This is a genomic window from Chryseobacterium sp. AC405b, from assembly GCF_979258685.1.
In genome coordinates this window covers 2,160,018-2,177,305 of sequence record NZ_OZ409877.1, presented here as the reverse complement: position 1 = coordinate 2,177,305, position 17,288 = coordinate 2,160,018, and the positions used below count along the sequence as shown (strand labels likewise).

Genomic DNA, 17,288 nt, shown 5'->3' with positions numbered 1-17,288 from the left:
TTAGTCAACTATTAATTTGAAGGTCTTGATTACTTTTCCGTTCTGCGTTATCGTGATCAGATATGAACTTTGAATGTTTAAAGAACTGCTGTATGATCTGGAACGATGGTCTATTTTTTCCAATCTAACCAATCTGCCTCCACCATCATAAATGCCAATCGACAGGTTTTCCATTTCAGGAAATTTTATGGTAAAGTTTTGCTCTTTTTTAACGGGATTAGGATATAAAACGATTTGATTTAAATCTAAAGAAACTTGATTTTCGTTAATTGAAGATGTGCCGGAATCATTTTGATTATTATCCTTTACATCTCGTAATGGACTAGTTGCAAATGTAAAATAACTGAGGATTTCACCTTCTTTTTCTTTATAAAAATCTACCTTGCTGAAGTCAACATAATTGTCGTTGTCAACTCCCTGTATTTTAGTAATTTCGCCTGCTGAATTTTTGATAAACATCCAATAAACAACCGGTTGCAAATCTGGATTTATCGTTTTTTTGTCTATTCTTACCTTATAATCTGATTTTGGAATGGTCGGACCTATAAAATTAATTTTCCAATTTCTTTGGAGAACATTAAAATTTCCATCCGCCTTCATTGTCATTGATTTGTTGTCATCAGACCAGATCACAAAATTATTATGATCAAAAATACTCGTATTTTCTGCATTCATTTTTTTAATATCAGTTTTACCAATCGTTAAAAACTGATCTTCAACATTGCAGGACTGCTTTTGATACAGCTCATTACCGTCATCTCTTCCCAATCCTGTAGGTCTGTGCTTAAAGTCTTTATGCTTTTCAGGATCCCAGATAACTTTTTCGTCACTGCCGTAGTATTTCCCTTTCTCCAGAGAAATACCATACTTGATTGAGAGATAAGAATGGATTTTATTAAGATCCATTTTCTTCGCTTTCCTTGGAATAAAAATCATCTCATAGAGATTGCGATCTTCGAATTTAATTTTGATACTGTCAGATTTCCCATCAGGTTTTTCAGCATTCCCGATGAAAGAAAAAATACTGGGCCTTCTGCGGATTTTCACGCTCTTATCGGTCTCTTTTTTTTCATAAAGATTATTGCTCAATGAAATCTTTTTATCCTCATTCTCCCATATTTTTTCATCGTCTTTGAAGGTATGCACAATACTCAGAGTATGGCTTTTAGTTTTACTGTGCTTGATGTATTTTTTCACCAATCTGTTTTTAATTCCAGGATGGAAATTAAGCAGATTTTCATCTTTGGAATTGGCAATTTCACGAGGCGTTGGTGTTGATTTTTCCCAGATCTGTACGTCTGATCCAATCAGTTGAGAATATATGCTGGCTGAATATAAGAATACCAGCAGTGCTGCCGTCTTAAGGCATAAATATTTTAACATAATGAGTTGAATTATGTGAGAGAATGAATAAAAAATTCGAATACGCAATTTTCAAGTGTATGAAAAGTGCCGAGTGAATCACTATTAAGTGAGAAAGAAAATCTGTGGTTTCATATTAGGTTTTAGTTTTGTTGTTTGGTCTGTCAAAAATATAAAAAAAAACAAGATATCATAACAAAAACTTAAAGAATTATAAAAAATGTTAATTTTTTTTAAATAATTAATATGAAGGTAACATGAAATCTATGGGTATAACTGATTTTTTTTAAATCATACATAATTTTTTTGACCTTAAGTTACAGAATCTTAATATTGACAACACTCTGAATTTTCATTTTTCTTTCTACGAGTACGGCGGAGACCTGTTTTCCCGCACTTACATTTAAAAAACCTTATTCTGTCAATTGCAGATTGAGAGAAATTTTGGACTTTTCAATTCTTTTACCTAATCGTCATATAATAAACTTATCTATTATTAGATGGGATGATTTATACTATGAGAATAAGAAAGAACATTGATGTAATTCTGAGATATTTTTCGGAGGGTTTGTAATCTCCGATTACGGATACCTAAAAAGATTTTTTTCACCAGACAACGGAATAGATTTGCTATAGAAAATCCGTTGCCTTTGAGGAAATATTAAACTTTGAACTGGTGTATAAGTGATTCACGTAAATAAGAAAAATGTAATGATAGATATGTCGGATGAACAAAACAAATAATTAAAAAAATCACATAGAACATCCACCGAATTGGAATTCGGTTGAATTATCTTTTGTAGAAAGCCAGACAAAATAAAAAGTGATTAGCGATATAAAATTAAATTAACAGCCTAGGTGCACATTAATAAATGATGATTACCATATCTTGAATCAAATTTCATTTCATTACAAGACATTGATTTTAACGATTATGTCAGGACAGCCTTTTAAACAAAGTATATTCGGACGTTTAAACAAAATCAACTCAAAATATCCATACTATTTTTGTTCTATTAAACAAACAAATAAAATTTTACAGAAAATGGAACAAAACAATGATCAAGGGGCATTACAAAAACCAGTCGGTTCTGGCTTTAACGCAAAATCAACAACTACAGATGTAATTAAAGGAATTGATCTTACCGGAAAAATTGCAATTGTTACAGGAGGAAATTCCGGCATTGGTCTTGAGACCACCAAAACATTGGCAGCTGCCGGAGCTACGGTCATTGTACCTGCAAGAGATGTAGAAAAAGCTAAACGAAATCTTAACGGCATTGCCAATGTAGAAATTGAAACAATGGATTTGATGGATCATGATTCTATAGATCAATTTAGTAAAAGGTTTTTAGAATCTGGCCGGCCTCTTCATATGCTCATCAACAATGCAGGGATTATGTGGGTTCCTCTTCGTAAAGATAGCAGAGGTATAGAATCTCAACTGGCTACTAATTATCTGGCTCATTTTCAGTTAACCGCAAAGCTTTGGCCTGCACTTAAACAAGCTAATGGATCGAGAGTGATTAACGTTTCGTCTCAGGGACATCAATTTGCTCCTTTCAATTTCGAAGATCCAAATTTCGTGCATTGGGAATACGAAACTTTGTATGCTTATGGGCAATCTAAAACTGCCAGCAATTTATTTGCATTGGAGCTGGATAACCGTGCCAAAAGTTATAATATTCGTGCCTATTCTCTGCATCCAGGTTCCATCGCAGGGACAGAATTAGGCAGAGAGGCTTCTTTAGAATTATTTCAGAAAATGGGTTTCTGCGATGCTGAAGGCAATCTTTTGCCGGAAATTGCGGATTCTTTAAAAACTATTCCTCAAGGTGCTGCTACAACAGTTTGGTGTGCCACAAGCCCTTTACTCAACAATATCGGAGGGATATATTGCGAAGATGCAGAAGTTGCCGGACTGGCTTTCGATAATGAAATGTCAGCAGGTGTAAAACGATATTCGGTAGATGAAACCAATGCCAAACGTTTATGGAATCTGAGTGAAGAAATGACAGGGATAAGATTTAATATAATCTGATCAACATAAACAATGTGAAAAATTTAAAAAATAGAGTTGCCGTCATTACTGGCGGGCAGTCAATATAAAATATTAAATTAGTAATTAAATATGTGCTATTTTCATGATAGCAATGTAAAGATAAAATAACCATTAAATTCCCTAAAAATCAAAGTAATGGAATATCAGGCAAAATACATCACAGAAGACATCAAACTCAGCTGTTACGAAGATAAATTCTTCAAGTCGGATATTATGTTCGACCATCATATGCTCATTTGGTTCATTTCAGGAGAAACAAAAATAGTGCAGGCAGATGCAACTTATTTTTTCAGCAAAGGAGATATATTTCTGATACCAAGAAACCAACTTGCCACGATTATTAATTATCCAAAAGACGGGCAACCCCACAAGACTGTTGTAATGCACCTTTCCATGGATAGGTTAAGAAATTTTTACGCAACTTTAAATATAAAACCAACACCATCAAGATCGCAGAAAATTTATTCATTTAATAGTCACCCATTACTGGAAAGCTGTTTAGCATCATTGGTGCCATATTTTGAAATGAATGAATTACCGGAAAAATTAGCCTCTTTGAAAATTACTGAAGCTGTCACTATACTTCGTAGTATTGATAAAGAAATAGACCATGTTCTGGCAAACTTCGAAGAACCAAACAAAATTGACCTGGCTGATTTTATGGAAAAAAATTTTATGTTTAATATGGCTTTAGAAAAATTCAGCTACCTTACAGGAAGAAGTCTTACTACATTTAAACGTGATTTTAAGAAAGCTTTTAATACAACGCCGCAAAGGTGGCTTACTCAAAAACGTTTGGAATTGGCACATTATCAGCTTGTAGAAAAGAAAAAGAAACCCATCGATGTTTGTTACGAATCAGGCTTTGAAAATCTCTCTCACTTTTCGCATGCTTTTAAAAAACATTTCGGATATGCACCAACTGTATTGTTAAGCCAATTGAATAATAATAATACCCGATGTAAATAAACTTGGCTGAAGTGCATTTGAATAAGTTCAACAACACTATTCTATTCAATATTTTGTTATAATCTCGGCATGTTAGCCAAAATAAAGCTAAATTTCAAAAACGATATTAATAATTTAAGTTACCAAATTTAACAATTATGAATTTTTTCAAAACATCTTTTGCTGCTACTTTTCTTACTTTACTGGTAATTATCAATTGTGGAAGCAGGTCAACAGATTCTCAGCCATCAAGAGATACAGGCTTTTCTCAAAAAAGCAGTAACCAGGATGAGTTAAATTATATATCGTATTACTCCGAGATTTACAAAGCTGACAGTTTATTTATTACAAAAAACTATGATGAAACTTACAGAATTTTAGACCCTTTGCTTAAGAGATATAAACATGTAAAAGGTTGGTTTGTAAATGTATCGAGAGATTATTTGATCTCTAAGAGTAAAGTGGTAAAAGTGGAAAGAACTGATGTTGAAGATTATCTGAACGAACAAGCATACAGCGTAGAAGCTGTTTTAGGAGATAAAAGTGTTGCCAAACTTTTAGAAGAGTTTCATATTGACAAAGCAGAAGTTGAAAAGATCGTTGAGAAAAATGTCAGCAAAATCAACATTCCATTGAGAAATGAACTGGGAAAGATGACACTGAGAGACCAGGAGGTAAGAAATACAACAGACTATGACAGTATAAGAAAAACTGATTGGCAGCACAGCAAAAGATTAAGAGAAATCATCGAAACAGTCGGCTTTCCCAATGAAAAGGTAGTTGGCGGATATAGTCTGCAAGGAAAACCACATTCGGAAATATTCTTACCCCTGATTTTTAACCACATGGCATACAATGGAGATTATGATTATTTTAAAAAGAAGCTTCCCGAATTAATCAGAAACGGAACGTGCGATCCTTTTAATTATGCGATGTTGGAAGATCGGAGAAATGAGATCAATAACAAACCCATAGAATATCATGTAATTATTCCAATAGAAGAAAAAAATGATAAAAAGAAGATCAATGCAAACAGGAAAGCTATTGGTTTACCATCTGTAGAATTTGAGGAGTTCAAAAAGAAAATAATGTCAAATTAATAATACTGATAACATAAAGGTCTTTTCGGATCTGTTATTTATACGCTTTTGTCTTACCCAGATCAATCATACTATGACATACCTGTTTTGTAATTTTGGTGAATCACTTCGATCAGAATATATCTTACATTAATTTTTCCTGGATTCACGAATGTCTTGTTTTACTGTTAAAATAAACAGAGGTAAAATTCTATTATATTTTTGGTGATCATAGCCGATAATCATTGTTATTATTGCAGGTAAGAACATTATCAATCCCTCAGCACCAATGTATTGGTTCAAAAATAAGGCAGCTGAAATGAAAACCCATGATGATAAAAAATAATAATTTGCCAATCGGAAATTTCGGTATTTAACATCTTTTTTATGATACGGAATGATTATAAAGCTTAGATGCGCGAGAATGGCTCCGGCTAAAATATCAATAAAATGGTGTTGATAAGTGGTTAATGTTGAAATTCCCACAAGAATCAGCATGATCATTAAGAAAAACCGCCACTTTGAAAGATCTTTAAACACCGACCAGAATACAAATGCAAAAGCAATATGCAAAGATGGAGATTGATTAAAAGGAGAATCGAATGCTTTTAAAAACGAGAAAGGCAGCTTTAAAATACTGTTGAACACTTCAGGCTTTGTTAATGAAAATCGTAAAGGAACTGCCACGAAAAATATTCCTGCTGTAATGATGACAAAAAGCATTCTCCATGTCAATATTTTTAATTGATGTTTGTCTTTACAGGAAAAAAATACCATGCAGAAAAAAAGCCCGCTTACCATATACGGAATGATCGACAACGGAACGAATGGGATCGACCTCTCGAAGTCAAAAGTGTATGAGGGCACATGATCTAATGAAGAGGCATACCAAGTGGATAGTTTGTACACCATAACGAATACAATCGTGCAGAGTGTTAGTGCAAATGCCTGTTGCCTGATTTTTAATTGCTTTTCAGTCATTTGTTATTTTTTTAAAATCAAGATATTAAATAGTAATCCACCACAACCAGGTAAAGGCTCTTCACTTATCAGCATAATCTTACATTTTTACAATTCAACAATTAAAGTTGCTGTAAAGCTTCAAATAATAAACCACTCCGAGTCGATTTTTGATTCATTATCAATAAAATGAGATGATGTGGTATCTTTTTACATATTTCTTATTATTTTATAAAAAGTTACTTCTCGTTTCCTGATGTATTGAATTATTTTTCAGTCCGAGTATGATTTGATTTCAATTTTTTGCTTTAAATAAGTCAGAGATATGATATTCAGGAATTTACATTGATTGATTACAGAATGAATTTTGACCGATGAATCTAGATCCCACAGAATTATGGAAAACTGCAGATATACAATTTTCTAGTTTTATGATTCAGAAATTCCTGAAACAATTTGTTGAAAAAGGCAGAAGACCTTACCAAAAATATAGTCTTGATTTTGGAAGGCAAAGATGATATGAGATTTAAAATAACAAATCTTTAGACAAATTTTATCATTCAGACCAGTGAATCTTTTTGCCGTCAATGGGTAAAATAACGGAGAACATAGTCCCTTCATTTTTTGAGCTTTGTACCTGAATACTACCGTTATGAAGTTCAATAATTTCTTTACAAAGATAAAGTCCGATCCCAAATCCCGCTATCGATTTACTGTTAATATCTTTTACTCGATAATAGCGCTCAAATATTCGCTGCTGATCATCTACAGATATTCCTATTCCTTGATCCAGAACATTCATTTTTAAACTGTTATCATTTATTGTTAAATATTCAACTGTGATAACCGTTTCGAAAGGTGAATACTTGATCGCATTTCCTATCAGGTTGTGTAGTACTTGCGATATCTTTTCACGGTCAGCATATATTATAGTTGGCTCAGATGATTTAAAAATAAATTTGTGGGTATGGTTTGTGGTAAGTATTTCGTCCTCAATATCGGAGAACAATAATTGTAAATCAAAGCTCGTTTTTTCAATGTGCAATTGCCCGGAATCAAGTCTTGATACGTTAAGAAAACCATTGATCATATTATTCATATAATCAGTCTGCTTCAATGATTTTTCAAGTATACTTTGCTGCATTGCGTTTTCTCTATTGACTTCCATTCGCTGTAAAATCTGAATATATCCTTTAATGGATGTGAGTGGAGTCTTAAGCTCATGACTAACCATTCCCATGAAATCATCTTTTCTTTCTTCCTCTTTTTTTTGTTCTGTAATATCTCTGAGGGTACCGTTGAGGCTTATCGGATTGCCTTCATTATCGTGAAAAGCCCTGCCATTGGCCTGTATCAGCCTTAATTTTTTATCTACTTTATTTTGGATCGTATATTCTATAAAATAATGGCCATCAGAATCTTTGTCAAGTGCTTTAGTGATAGCTGTAATAACGCGGTCACGGTCTTCAGGCAAGATGATCTCTAATGCAAGAGAAAGGTCCAAATTTTGTTCTGAAGAGAGGCCAAACCAGGTTTTAAGCAGATTATTTCCTGAAAAGAGGTTCGTTTCAGGTTGATAATAAAATGTAGCAAGTTCGCCAGCATCTATGGCAAGTGCCAACATTTGCTGATCATCTTCATTCTTGCGTCGCTCCAAAACCTGTTGTGTAATTTCTTCAAGAATGATAAGAACTCCCTCAATATCGCCGCTTTCGGAAAAAATCGGTTGATATATAGAGTTTACTATCGCTTCTCTCAATCCATCTTTATGTCGCAATTTAACCACAAACTCGCTGTTGATTTGAGGTTTTCCGCTTCGGTAAACTTCTTTAAGCCAACTATTGACAGGCTGACCCTGTAATTCCGGGCGGGCGTCAGCATGCGGGTAGCCAATTACTTCCGATTCTGTGCGTCCCCATATGGTAAGAATGGCCGGGTTTGCAATTTCAATGATATGTTCAGGTCCTTTCAGCATGGCTATTCCAACCGGGGCCTGCTCAATGATCGTCCGTATATATTCCCTGCTTTGGGCAAGCTGTTTTATATAATTGTTAAGCTCTTCGTTAGTTGAGGTCAGCTCTTCAAGTGTGGCAGCCATCTCCTCATTGAGTGCATGCTCTCTTTCTTCTTTCTGATGTATTTGTTGTAAAAATTCACGACGAGAAGTTACCTCAAGTGCAGTATTGACGATACACCAAGTTTCATTATTATGGTCTGTAAGTGCTTTATATTCGTAGTCAAAATAATCCAGCACTTCCTCACCGTTTTTTATTAGTTTTGCAGGAGCCTCCTGTACCGAATAAGTTTTACCGGTACGCCAAACCTCTTGTAATAACTCTAAAAATGGTTGCCCTTCAAGTTCCGGAATTGCCTCCATTAATGGTTTACCTATGACAGATGAGTTTTTGCCCCATAGAGCCAACATGCCCTGATTTGCAAACTGTATAATCATATCTTCACCAGAATAAATGGCAGTCGGTGACGGAGATGACGTTAATGCTCGGAGGATCAAATCTGGATCAAAGCTTTTATAAGACATAGTTTCTTGGGTAATCATATATTAAACAAAGATAGCAAAAGTCTTTTTATCGCTGTTCAACAATCGTTTTTTGATTTTGTTTTTAATCTATTCAAAATAATGATCAACCATCATCTATGTGCTCTTACATAAGGCTAAAAATCGAATTATAATTCTGTAAATCTGATTCCAATATTTCCTTTTTTGTGTCATACACTAGGAAATACCTCCACCCGATGCACATCTTTACAATACAATGTATATACTTCAAACCAAGGAGTAATCATCAAAGGCAATAAGCTCCAAAAAAATATGAAAAAAAATTATCAGAAAAACTTGTAGGTATTTAGGAAATTTCCTAAATTTGTTTCATGGAATTATTAGAAGTTATAAAATCATTATCCAATGAGACCCGTTTAAATATTCTTAAATGGCTCAATGATCCTTATGCACATTTTCCGGCAGAAGAATTGGGTGAGGAAACAGCTGAATTAGGAGTTTGCGTCTCTGATATCGCCAAAAAGGCAGGTATGGCAATACCGACCGTATCTGAACATTTAAAAACTATGTCAGGTGCTAATATTGTGATTGCCACAAGAAAAGGACAATGGACCTATTATAAAAGAAATGAAAAAACAATTCAGGATTTCGCAATTCTGATAAAAGATCAATTATAAAAAAATTTATATTAATATTTAGGTATTTACCTAATTAACTAAACTTATTATGAAAGCAGCAATGTTAAAAGAATTCGGTTCTGTAGAGAAATTCGAAATTGTGGAAATTCCAATGCCACAACCAGGCTCTAAGGAAGTGTTAGTCAGAGTTATGGCAAGTTCTGTGAATCCGCTGGATTTTCAGGTGCGTCGAGGAGATTATAAAAATGAACTGACATTACCGGTTATTACAGGTCATGATGTTTCCGGAGTGATCGTGGAAATAGGTTCCGGAGTCGAAAATTTTAAAGTCGGTGACGAGGTTTATTATACTCCCGAGATTTTTAAGGGACAAGGAAGTTATGCGCAGTATCATGTCGCCAATGAATCAATTATGGGGCTTAAACCTAAAAACATCAGCCATCTTGAAGCAGCGACACTCCCTTTGGCAGCAGGTACAGCCTGGGAAATGCTGGTTACAAGAGCACAACTAAAAATTAACCAGACTATCTTGATTCACGGTGGCGCCGGAGGTGTAGGAATTCCTACCATACAAATTGCTAAAGCGATGGGTGCAACGGTATTTACTACTGCCCGAAAGGTACATCATCAATTTCTAACTGAATTGGGTGCCGATTACGTAATTGACTATGAAAATGAAAATTATCTGGATACTATCATGCAGTTAACAGATAACAAAGGTGTGGATGTTATCATTGATACTTTGGGAGGCAATACACTTTCTGACAGCGGTAAAATACTCAGTCAGATGGGACAGGTCGTTACATTGGTGGATATTGAAAAACCTCAGAATCTCATTGAAGCATGGGGTAAAAATGCAACCTATCATTTTGTTTTTACACGACAGAATAGAAATAAAATGGACGAATTGACCAAATTGGTGGAAAACAAAAAACTAAAGCCTGTTGTAAATAAAGTATTCCCTTTAGAGGAAATTGGTAAAGCCCACAGCTTACTGGAAACAAGAGTTGGCGATAAAGACTTTTACGGTAAAATAGGGATACATATTGACAATTAAAACATTACTGATAGAGATAAGTGATGAATAATCAACAGATTTTAAAAACCCGTGAAAATCATCTTTAAGAAGAACAGATTGTTATTAAATTGTTTTGACAGAACAATTAAAGGGTTAAAGATGAGTTGCATGATTTTACTTCGTACTTTTATGCGCCTTAAATAGGTAAAGATTTTTAAGCTGTTATATTATAAACATCTTTTAAAATAAAAAAACAACACTGCCAACAGAATGGAAAACTTCGTCAAATTTATCAGACAAACCATCAGCATTGATGAAAGTGAGTTGAATATTGTGCTTTCAAGATGCAGAAAAAAATCAGTTCCAAAAGGAACACTCGTCCTTAAAAAAGGACAGATTGCCAGTCAGTATTTTTTTATTGTTTCCGGTGGTTTACGATTTTTTTATGAGGGAGTAACCAGTGAAAATACAACCTGGGTCGTTTTTAAAAATGAATTTTTTACAGAAATTTCAAGCCTCAATCCGCAGAAACCAACAAGGTTCAATATTATTGCAATAGAAGACACAGACCTTATCGTCATCGCTAAAAAAGATATGGATTTTCTGTACGGCCACATCCCTGTATGGCATGAGTTCGGCAGGAAAATATGGGAAGAAACCACGGTACGGATGATTGATCAGATCTTAAATTTTCAGACACTTACTGCTGAAGAAAGGTATCTGGAATTTATCAATACACCGGAGATCCTACAAAAAATTCCTGTAAAGCAATTAGCCAGTGTATTAGGCATCACACCTAATGCTCTGAGCAGAATAAGAAAAAATATCCGATAAAGCATTTACTACCAGATGGTAGTTTTGCCCGCAAAAAGACCATCTATCTTTGTGTCAACAAATAAAACCGACATGAACGTAATTTCAAATCTTACAGCAGACCACTATTCGGATGATGAATTGATTAAGAATCTTCCGGGCTTCGAAAACAAATACATTACCGTAAATGGTATCCAACTACACTATGCAGAAGGCGGCAAAGGAAAACCCTTAATCTGTCTCCCTGGTTGGCCACAAACCTGGTATTCATTACAACCCGTAGCAATGGAGTTGGCTAAAGAATACCGGGTTATTATTGTTGATCTCAGAGGCATGGGAACATCAGGAAAACCCGAATCAGGATATGATAAAAAGACAATGGCTACCGATATTCGTCAGTTGGTGAAGCACTTAGGTTTTGAGAAAGTGAGTTTAATGGGACACGACATCGGTGGAATGGTCGCAATGAGTTTTGCATTTAACTTCCCCGAAGCTACAGAAAAACTGATCGTTCTCGATGGTTCGCATCCAAGTGAAGGACTGTATCAAATGCCACTCATACCGGCACAAGGCACTTTTAATGAAAAAATGAATGCGGATATGCCTTACGCATGGTGGATGGGATTCAATCAGGTTAAGGGTTTGCCGGAACAATTGCTGGAAGGTCGATTCCACCTCCTGCAGGATTGGCTTTTTGAATATGTGATGATTGATGCAGATAAAATGACCAGCCTCGAAAGAGCTGTCTACGCAGCAGCTTACAACGATAAAGATAGCATCAGAGCATCCAATGCGTGGTACCAGACTTTTCATCAGGATATAGAGCACGCCAAGCAATATCAGAAACTGGCTATGCCTGTTTTAGGAATCGGAAGTTACATCAGCTACAATTATATGAATTATGGACTTCCTTTTGTTGCTTCTGATCTAAAAGTCGTTGGGATTATGGACAGCGGACATTATTTATTTGAAGAAAAACCACAGGAAGTGCTCGACATAGTATTACCTTTTTTAGCATCGTAAAATATATACTTATGAAAAAGAAAATTTTAGTTGCAGGTGCAACAGGCAATTTAGGAAACAGAATTTGTAGAGAATTACTTCAGCGAGGCGCATCCGTCAAAGCAATTGTTCGAGAATCAACGGATACAGATAAAATAGAAGTTCTTGAAGAACTGGGTGTTGAAGTTAAGATCATTGATCTAAATGACATTGATGCCATCTCTGCAGAATGTAAAAATGTCGAATGCGTTGTTTCAGCAGTTGCGGGATTGGGAGACGTCATTATTGATCTGCAAAAAAAAATACTAGACGGAGCCATCAAAGCTGGTGTACCCAGATTTATCCCGTCTGATTTTTGTACTGATTACAATGACTTACCGGAAGGCGAAAACAGAAATTTTGATCTAAGAAGAACTTTTAAAAAATATATAGACCAATCCCCTATCCAGGCTACATCTATTTTTAATGGATGTTTCGCAGATATTTTAAAATATAACACACCCATGCTTAACCTGAAGGATAAAAGTATTGGGTATTGGGGAGATAAGGCAGATTGGAAATTAGATTTTACAACAATGGATAATACAGCATCTTTCACGGCAGAAGCTGCGTTGGATGATACCACACCTAGAAATATGCAGATTGCCAGTTTTCAGATAAGCCCGAATATGATTTCTGATGATGTAAAAAACATAACCGGACAAGAATTTCAATTACATCAGATGGGAACATTAGAAAATTTCGCACAATATATCAAAAAACAAAGAGAAGATAATCCGGCAGGTGAAAATGAATTGTACGCAAAATTCCAGCAGGGACAGTATATGTATTCAATGTTTACAACACAGCACACTGATCTTGCAAATGATCGTTATAAAAGTATCGTCTGGACTACAAGTATCGAATATTTAAAAACATTTTTACAATAATCATTCCTTATATAATCCTTTGACAGCTTATCCAAAATCTGAGTACTTTGTATAATTGGCGGAAGGTTATAATGCATTTGAAAATTATCAGCACCACCATCGATATTCATATTAAATAGCACTTAACACCTTCAAAATATGATGTATATCTTCCAATAAATGATTTGAGTATAGAACTATCGAGGTAAAACTTCAATAAAACCGCTTTTTTACAGGTGGTTTTTTCTTTTGTCATTGAAAATTAAATTTACTTAAATCTTATACTTTAAAAATCGAAGTTAAAAAAAAAGATTATTTTTGTACACGAAAAAAATTGTTGTTTATGGGAGAATCTATAATTTAGCATAACCATATCACAACAATTTAAAAGGACATCATATGAGAAAATTTATTCTATTATTTGCCTGCATATTTGGCGTTACTGCTTTTTCGCAAATTAAGGTGCTTAAAAATCAGACCTTAGTGGAAATCGGTAAAGAAAATTCTGTAGGCTTATACAAAAAAGAAAACAAATTCACCATCAATTATCAGGACATCAATACAAGTAACCTGAATACATTCAGATCATTTTCATTTTTGGATATGAACGGAGATGTTTATGAACTTTACAAATTGGTTACTGACGGTTTTATCGATGAACCGACGGGAAACGTCACTCTGGAGCTTCCTAATGACATTATAGAACTTCATTACGAAAAAAACTATGGTCAGCCGACAGTACAGTTTATTCAGTTTATCAATAAAAATAAAAAATACACTGGTAAATCTCAGTTTTTAAACAAAAAACAGATTGATAAAATTTTCGGAATTGGCACTACAAAAGCTGCTTTATACAAAAAACCCTTACCCAATAAGGTGAATACTGCTTCTAATGTATCAAATACCCAGACTTATGTAGAAGAAAAACCTGCTGTTGCAACACCTGCATCTACTCCAGCAAAGAAAAAGAAATCCAGAAAATAACATTTATTTTTTAATAATATCCAACTCATTCTCTGTGAATGAGTTTTTTTATTTTTATTTTTGTACAAAGATTATTCTAAAATTATGTCTCTTCAAGTAATCAATTTAACTAAAAAGTTTGCCGATCAAACTGCGCTCAACAATATTAATATTTCGATCGAAAAAAACGAAATCATCGGTCTTCTCGGACCCAACGGAGCCGGAAAATCTACCTTGATGAAATCTATTGTCGGTGCTTTGAAAATAGATGAAGGTGAAATTATTTTTAATGGAAAAAACATTTCCGAACATGAGATTGAGGCTAAAAAAAATATAGGTTTTTTACCTGAAAACAATCCTTTGTACTTAGAAATGTATGTAAAAGAATATCTTCAGTTTGTGGCAAATATTCACAAAATTTCTGAAACCAGAGTAGATGAAGTAATAGAATTGGTAGGAATAACCCCGGAAAAATCTAAGAAAATCGGTCAGCTTTCTAAAGGTTACAAACAGAGAGTGGGTTTAGCTCAGGCAATTATTCACCAACCGGATTTATTGATTTTAGACGAACCAACCAATGGTTTGGATCCCAATCAGATTATTGAGATCAGAAACGTAGTAAAAGAGATCGGTAAAGAAAAGACGGTTTTACTTTCCACACACATCATGCAAGAGGTTGAAGCATTGTGTTCAAGAGTGATATTAATACATAAAGGAAATATTTTACAGGATTGTGCAATTGAAGAATTCAAAGGAAAATTTGATAGTTTGGAAGAGGCTTTTGCGAGTTATACCCAGTCTGAAACTATTTCTTAATTGGCTCTAAATTTGATCCTCTTAAGATAATTAATTTAAACTGAAAAAAAATGATTAAAAAAATTATACTTGGTGCCTATTTACTACCTATTTTATCTTTTGCCCATGTGAATGAAAATAGTTTTTATTCTGCAGAAAAAATCACCATTAATAAAGACAAGCAACCTCAGGAAAAAGTACCAAAGACGGTTATTATTAAAACCAAAAAGTTTAAAATAAGAATTGACAAACAACCTAACGGAAATTACCTGTATCAATCTTGGGGAGCCAATACAAAAATCACTGCAAAACCAAGTATGATTGTTGCGGATGGTGAATTGATCCCAGATGGAACCGGAGGAAACTACTATTTTGAATTTAATAACAACGGAACTCTTTATCAGGTGTGGAGAAACTATTTAACCAATTCCTCAAAAAAAGCACCTTATACATTAGTCGTAATCGGCGAAAATGGTGAAACCTTGGTAAGACAGGATGCGCAGGTTGTCAAAAATTAATAATTTTTAATGAAATTCAATTATAATTCCTAATTTTCTGATTAGGATTTTTTATTTTAAATAGATAGCACATGCAATTTACAGTAAAAGCAAATTTAATAGATATTATTTCAAGAGAAATTTATCCCGCAGAAATATCTATTGTAAACAGGAAAATCACTCTGATAAAAAGAATTGAAGAGAAATTACATACATACATTTTACCTGGGTTTATCGATGCTCATGTACACATAGAAAGCAGTATGCTTGTTCCTTCAGAATTTGCACGCATCGCTGTAAAACACGGAACTGTAGGAACAATTTCTGATCCTCACGAGATCGCTAATGTTTTAGGCATCTCCGGTGTAGATTATATGATCAACAATGCACAGAAAGTACCTTTTCATTTCTATTTTGGTGCTCCGTCATGTGTTCCTGCAACTCAATTCGAAACTGCAGGAGCTGTAATTGATTCTGATGATATTGATGAATTATTAGGCAGAAAAGAAATTGTTTACTTAGCAGAAATGATGAATTTTCCGGGTGTTATTTATAATGATGAGGAAGTTTTAAAAAAACTAGATCATGCTAAAAAGCACAACAAACCCATTGACGGCCATGCTCCGGGATTGATGGGTGAAAATATGAAAACTTATTTCGATGCGGGAATAACTACAGACCATGAATGTTTTGGTTATGATGAAGCTCTTGAAAAACTACAACATGGCATCAAAATAATGATCAGGGAAGGAAGCGCTGCTAAAAATTTTGATACGCTCATTCCATTATTAAAAGATTTTCCTGATCAGATCATGTTTTGCTGTGACGACAAACATCCCGACAACTTGATTGAATCACATATTAATGACCATGTAAAACGTGCATTGAAAGCAGGTCATGATTTATATAACGTACTTCGTGCAGCATCTTTCAACGTTATCAAGCATTATAATTTACCCATTGGTTTGTTGCAGATTGGTGATAATGCAGATTTGATTGAAATTGATAACACTGAAGATTTCAATATTTTAAAAACATACATTAATGGCGAATTGGTAGCAGAAAACGGAGAATCATTCATTCAATCTGTTGATGCTCCGATTGTTAATAATTTCCATTGCCATTTTAAAAAGCCTTCTGATTTTAAAATGAAGAGTGAAGGCGAAAAAATTCGGGTAATAGAAACTCTGGACGGTCAACTCATCACTCATGAAATTCAGACAGATACAGTAAAGATCAATGGGTTTGCAGAATCTGATATCGAAGAAGATATCCTGAAAATCGCAGTCATCAACCGGTATCATGACGCTCCTGTTTCCATTGCTTTTATTAAAAACTTTGGTTTAAAAAATGGAGCCATCGCATCTTGTGTTACCCATGATTGCCACAATATCGTTGTTGTTGGAACAAACGATGATGATATTTGTAAAGCCGTCAATGCAATCATCAAAGCAAAAGGTGGGATTTCTTTAGCCACAGAAACTGAAGAACTGGTTTTAGAATTGCCCATTGCCGGAATTATGACCCATCTTCCTGCTGAAGAAGTTGCCGCATCCTACATTAAACTAGACAGACGGGCAAAAGAACTCGGTAGTAAACTGAGAGCGCCTTACATGAGCTTATCTTTTATGGCGTTATTGGTTATTCCGGAATTAAAATTGAGCGACAAAGGATTATTTAACGGTAAAAGTTTTGAGTTTACAGACGTTTTTGTGAACTAAAAAA

At 34.4% G+C, this 17,288-nt stretch carries 16 protein-coding genes; 13 read left to right on the top strand and 3 right to left on the bottom strand.

The genetic code is table 11. From position 1 onward, the window contains the following. Positions 1 to 1,383, bottom strand: coding sequence for a T9SS type A sorting domain-containing protein (locus ACZZZA_RS10585; RefSeq protein WP_463431577.1), 1,383 nt, complete (start codon positions 1,381 to 1,383; stop codon positions 1 to 3). Between the two features lie 1,024 nt (positions 1,384 to 2,407). Between ACZZZA_RS10585 and ACZZZA_RS10580 the strand changes: the two genes are divergently transcribed. From ACZZZA_RS10580 to ACZZZA_RS10570, 3 genes are all read left to right on the top strand, one after another. Further along, the gene (locus ACZZZA_RS10580; protein WP_463431575.1) at positions 2,408 to 3,403 is read left to right on the top strand and encodes an SDR family NAD(P)-dependent oxidoreductase; all 996 of its coding nucleotides are present in this window, start codon (positions 2,408 to 2,410) and stop codon (positions 3,401 to 3,403) included. Between the two features lie 156 nt (positions 3,404 to 3,559). Then, a complete protein-coding gene (locus ACZZZA_RS10575) occupies positions 3,560 to 4,393 on the top strand; it encodes an AraC family transcriptional regulator (RefSeq protein WP_463431573.1) in 834 nt (277 codons plus the stop codon). Positions 4,394 to 4,530: 137 nt separating this feature from the next. After that, complete coding sequence (locus tag ACZZZA_RS10570; protein WP_463431571.1) at positions 4,531 to 5,472, top strand: hypothetical protein; 942 nt, start codon at positions 4,531 to 4,533, stop codon at positions 5,470 to 5,472. A gap of 129 nt (positions 5,473 to 5,601) precedes the next feature. Here ACZZZA_RS10570 and ACZZZA_RS10565 read toward each other — a convergent pair whose 3' ends face one another. After that, on the bottom strand, positions 5,602 to 6,432 hold the full coding sequence (locus tag ACZZZA_RS10565) for a phosphatase PAP2 family protein (RefSeq protein ID WP_463431569.1): 831 nt from the start codon (positions 6,430 to 6,432) through the stop codon (positions 5,602 to 5,604). A gap of 353 nt (positions 6,433 to 6,785) precedes the next feature. Here ACZZZA_RS10565 and ACZZZA_RS10560 point away from each other — a divergent pair, with 353 nt between their 5' ends. Beyond that, positions 6,786 to 6,929, top strand: coding sequence for a hypothetical protein (locus ACZZZA_RS10560; protein ID WP_463431567.1), 144 nt, complete (start codon positions 6,786 to 6,788; stop codon positions 6,927 to 6,929). Positions 6,930 to 6,967: 38 nt separating this feature from the next. On the opposite strand, the gene ACZZZA_RS10555 is transcribed toward ACZZZA_RS10560, so the two are convergent. Next, positions 6,968 to 8,968 carry a PAS domain-containing sensor histidine kinase gene (locus ACZZZA_RS10555; RefSeq protein WP_463431565.1) on the bottom strand — a complete coding sequence of 667 codons (2,001 nt, stop codon included), beginning with the start codon at positions 8,966 to 8,968 and terminating at the stop codon, positions 6,968 to 6,970. Between the two features lie 332 nt (positions 8,969 to 9,300). On the opposite strand from ACZZZA_RS10555, the gene ACZZZA_RS10550 reads away from it, so the two are divergent. From ACZZZA_RS10550 to ade, 9 genes are all read left to right on the top strand, one after another. Continuing rightward, complete coding sequence (locus ACZZZA_RS10550; RefSeq protein WP_463431563.1) at positions 9,301 to 9,606, top strand: ArsR/SmtB family transcription factor; 306 nt, start codon at positions 9,301 to 9,303, stop codon at positions 9,604 to 9,606. 49 nt (positions 9,607 to 9,655) lie between these two features. Next, positions 9,656 to 10,624: a zinc-dependent alcohol dehydrogenase family protein gene (locus ACZZZA_RS10545; protein WP_463431561.1), complete on the top strand. Its 969-nt coding sequence runs from the start codon at positions 9,656 to 9,658 to the stop codon at positions 10,622 to 10,624. 231 nt (positions 10,625 to 10,855) lie between these two features. Then, positions 10,856 to 11,419, top strand: a complete 564-nt coding sequence (locus ACZZZA_RS10540) for a Crp/Fnr family transcriptional regulator (RefSeq protein ID WP_463431559.1) — start codon at positions 10,856 to 10,858, stop codon at positions 11,417 to 11,419. A gap of 72 nt (positions 11,420 to 11,491) precedes the next feature. Beyond that, a complete protein-coding gene (locus tag ACZZZA_RS10535) occupies positions 11,492 to 12,421 on the top strand; it encodes an alpha/beta fold hydrolase (protein WP_463431557.1) in 930 nt (309 codons plus the stop codon). A gap of 11 nt (positions 12,422 to 12,432) precedes the next feature. Next, positions 12,433 to 13,329: an NmrA family NAD(P)-binding protein gene (locus tag ACZZZA_RS10530; RefSeq protein WP_463431555.1), complete on the top strand. Its 897-nt coding sequence runs from the start codon at positions 12,433 to 12,435 to the stop codon at positions 13,327 to 13,329. 378 nt (positions 13,330 to 13,707) lie between these two features. Next, positions 13,708 to 14,292, top strand: a complete 585-nt coding sequence (locus ACZZZA_RS10525) for a hypothetical protein (RefSeq protein ID WP_463431553.1) — start codon at positions 13,708 to 13,710, stop codon at positions 14,290 to 14,292. 84 nt (positions 14,293 to 14,376) lie between these two features. Further along, the gene (locus ACZZZA_RS10520) at positions 14,377 to 15,087 is read left to right on the top strand and encodes an ABC transporter ATP-binding protein (protein ID WP_463431551.1); all 711 of its coding nucleotides are present in this window, start codon (positions 14,377 to 14,379) and stop codon (positions 15,085 to 15,087) included. 50 nt (positions 15,088 to 15,137) lie between these two features. Further along, positions 15,138 to 15,584, top strand: coding sequence for a hypothetical protein (locus ACZZZA_RS10515; protein ID WP_463431549.1), 447 nt, complete (start codon positions 15,138 to 15,140; stop codon positions 15,582 to 15,584). A 71-nt stretch (positions 15,585 to 15,655) separates the two neighbouring features. Further along, on the top strand, positions 15,656 to 17,284 hold the full coding sequence (ade, locus tag ACZZZA_RS10510; protein ID WP_463431547.1) for an adenine deaminase: 1,629 nt from the start codon (positions 15,656 to 15,658) through the stop codon (positions 17,282 to 17,284). Positions 17,285 to 17,288: the final 4 nt, after the last annotated feature.

Excerpts from the sequence above, each read along its gene's own strand:
- ACZZZA_RS10545 (WP_463431561.1), top strand. The coding sequence starts at position 9,656 with ATGAAAGCAGCAATGTTAAAAGAATTCGGTTCTGTAGAGAAATTCGAA.
- ACZZZA_RS10580 (WP_463431575.1), top strand. The coding sequence starts at position 2,408 with ATGGAACAAAACAATGATCAAGGGGCATTACAAAAACCAGTCGGTTCT.
- ACZZZA_RS10550 (WP_463431563.1), top strand. The coding sequence starts at position 9,301 with ATGGAATTATTAGAAGTTATAAAATCATTATCCAATGAGACCCGTTTA.
- ACZZZA_RS10555 (WP_463431565.1), bottom strand. The coding sequence starts at position 8,968 with ATGATTACCCAAGAAACTATGTCTTATAAAAGCTTTGATCCAGATTTG.
- ACZZZA_RS10565 (WP_463431569.1), bottom strand. The coding sequence starts at position 6,432 with ATGACTGAAAAGCAATTAAAAATCAGGCAACAGGCATTTGCACTAACA.
- ACZZZA_RS10525 (WP_463431553.1), top strand. The coding sequence starts at position 13,708 with ATGAGAAAATTTATTCTATTATTTGCCTGCATATTTGGCGTTACTGCT.
- ade (WP_463431547.1), top strand. The coding sequence starts at position 15,656 with ATGCAATTTACAGTAAAAGCAAATTTAATAGATATTATTTCAAGAGAA.
- ACZZZA_RS10540 (WP_463431559.1), top strand. The coding sequence starts at position 10,856 with ATGGAAAACTTCGTCAAATTTATCAGACAAACCATCAGCATTGATGAA.
- ACZZZA_RS10560 (WP_463431567.1), top strand. The coding sequence starts at position 6,786 with ATGAATCTAGATCCCACAGAATTATGGAAAACTGCAGATATACAATTT.
- ACZZZA_RS10570 (WP_463431571.1), top strand. The coding sequence starts at position 4,531 with ATGAATTTTTTCAAAACATCTTTTGCTGCTACTTTTCTTACTTTACTG.
- ACZZZA_RS10535 (WP_463431557.1), top strand. The coding sequence starts at position 11,492 with ATGAACGTAATTTCAAATCTTACAGCAGACCACTATTCGGATGATGAA.
- ACZZZA_RS10575 (WP_463431573.1), top strand. The coding sequence starts at position 3,560 with ATGGAATATCAGGCAAAATACATCACAGAAGACATCAAACTCAGCTGT.
- ACZZZA_RS10585 (WP_463431577.1), bottom strand. The coding sequence starts at position 1,383 with ATGTTAAAATATTTATGCCTTAAGACGGCAGCACTGCTGGTATTCTTA.
- ACZZZA_RS10530 (WP_463431555.1), top strand. The coding sequence starts at position 12,433 with ATGAAAAAGAAAATTTTAGTTGCAGGTGCAACAGGCAATTTAGGAAAC.
- ACZZZA_RS10520 (WP_463431551.1), top strand. The coding sequence starts at position 14,377 with ATGTCTCTTCAAGTAATCAATTTAACTAAAAAGTTTGCCGATCAAACT.
- ACZZZA_RS10515 (WP_463431549.1), top strand. The coding sequence starts at position 15,138 with ATGATTAAAAAAATTATACTTGGTGCCTATTTACTACCTATTTTATCT.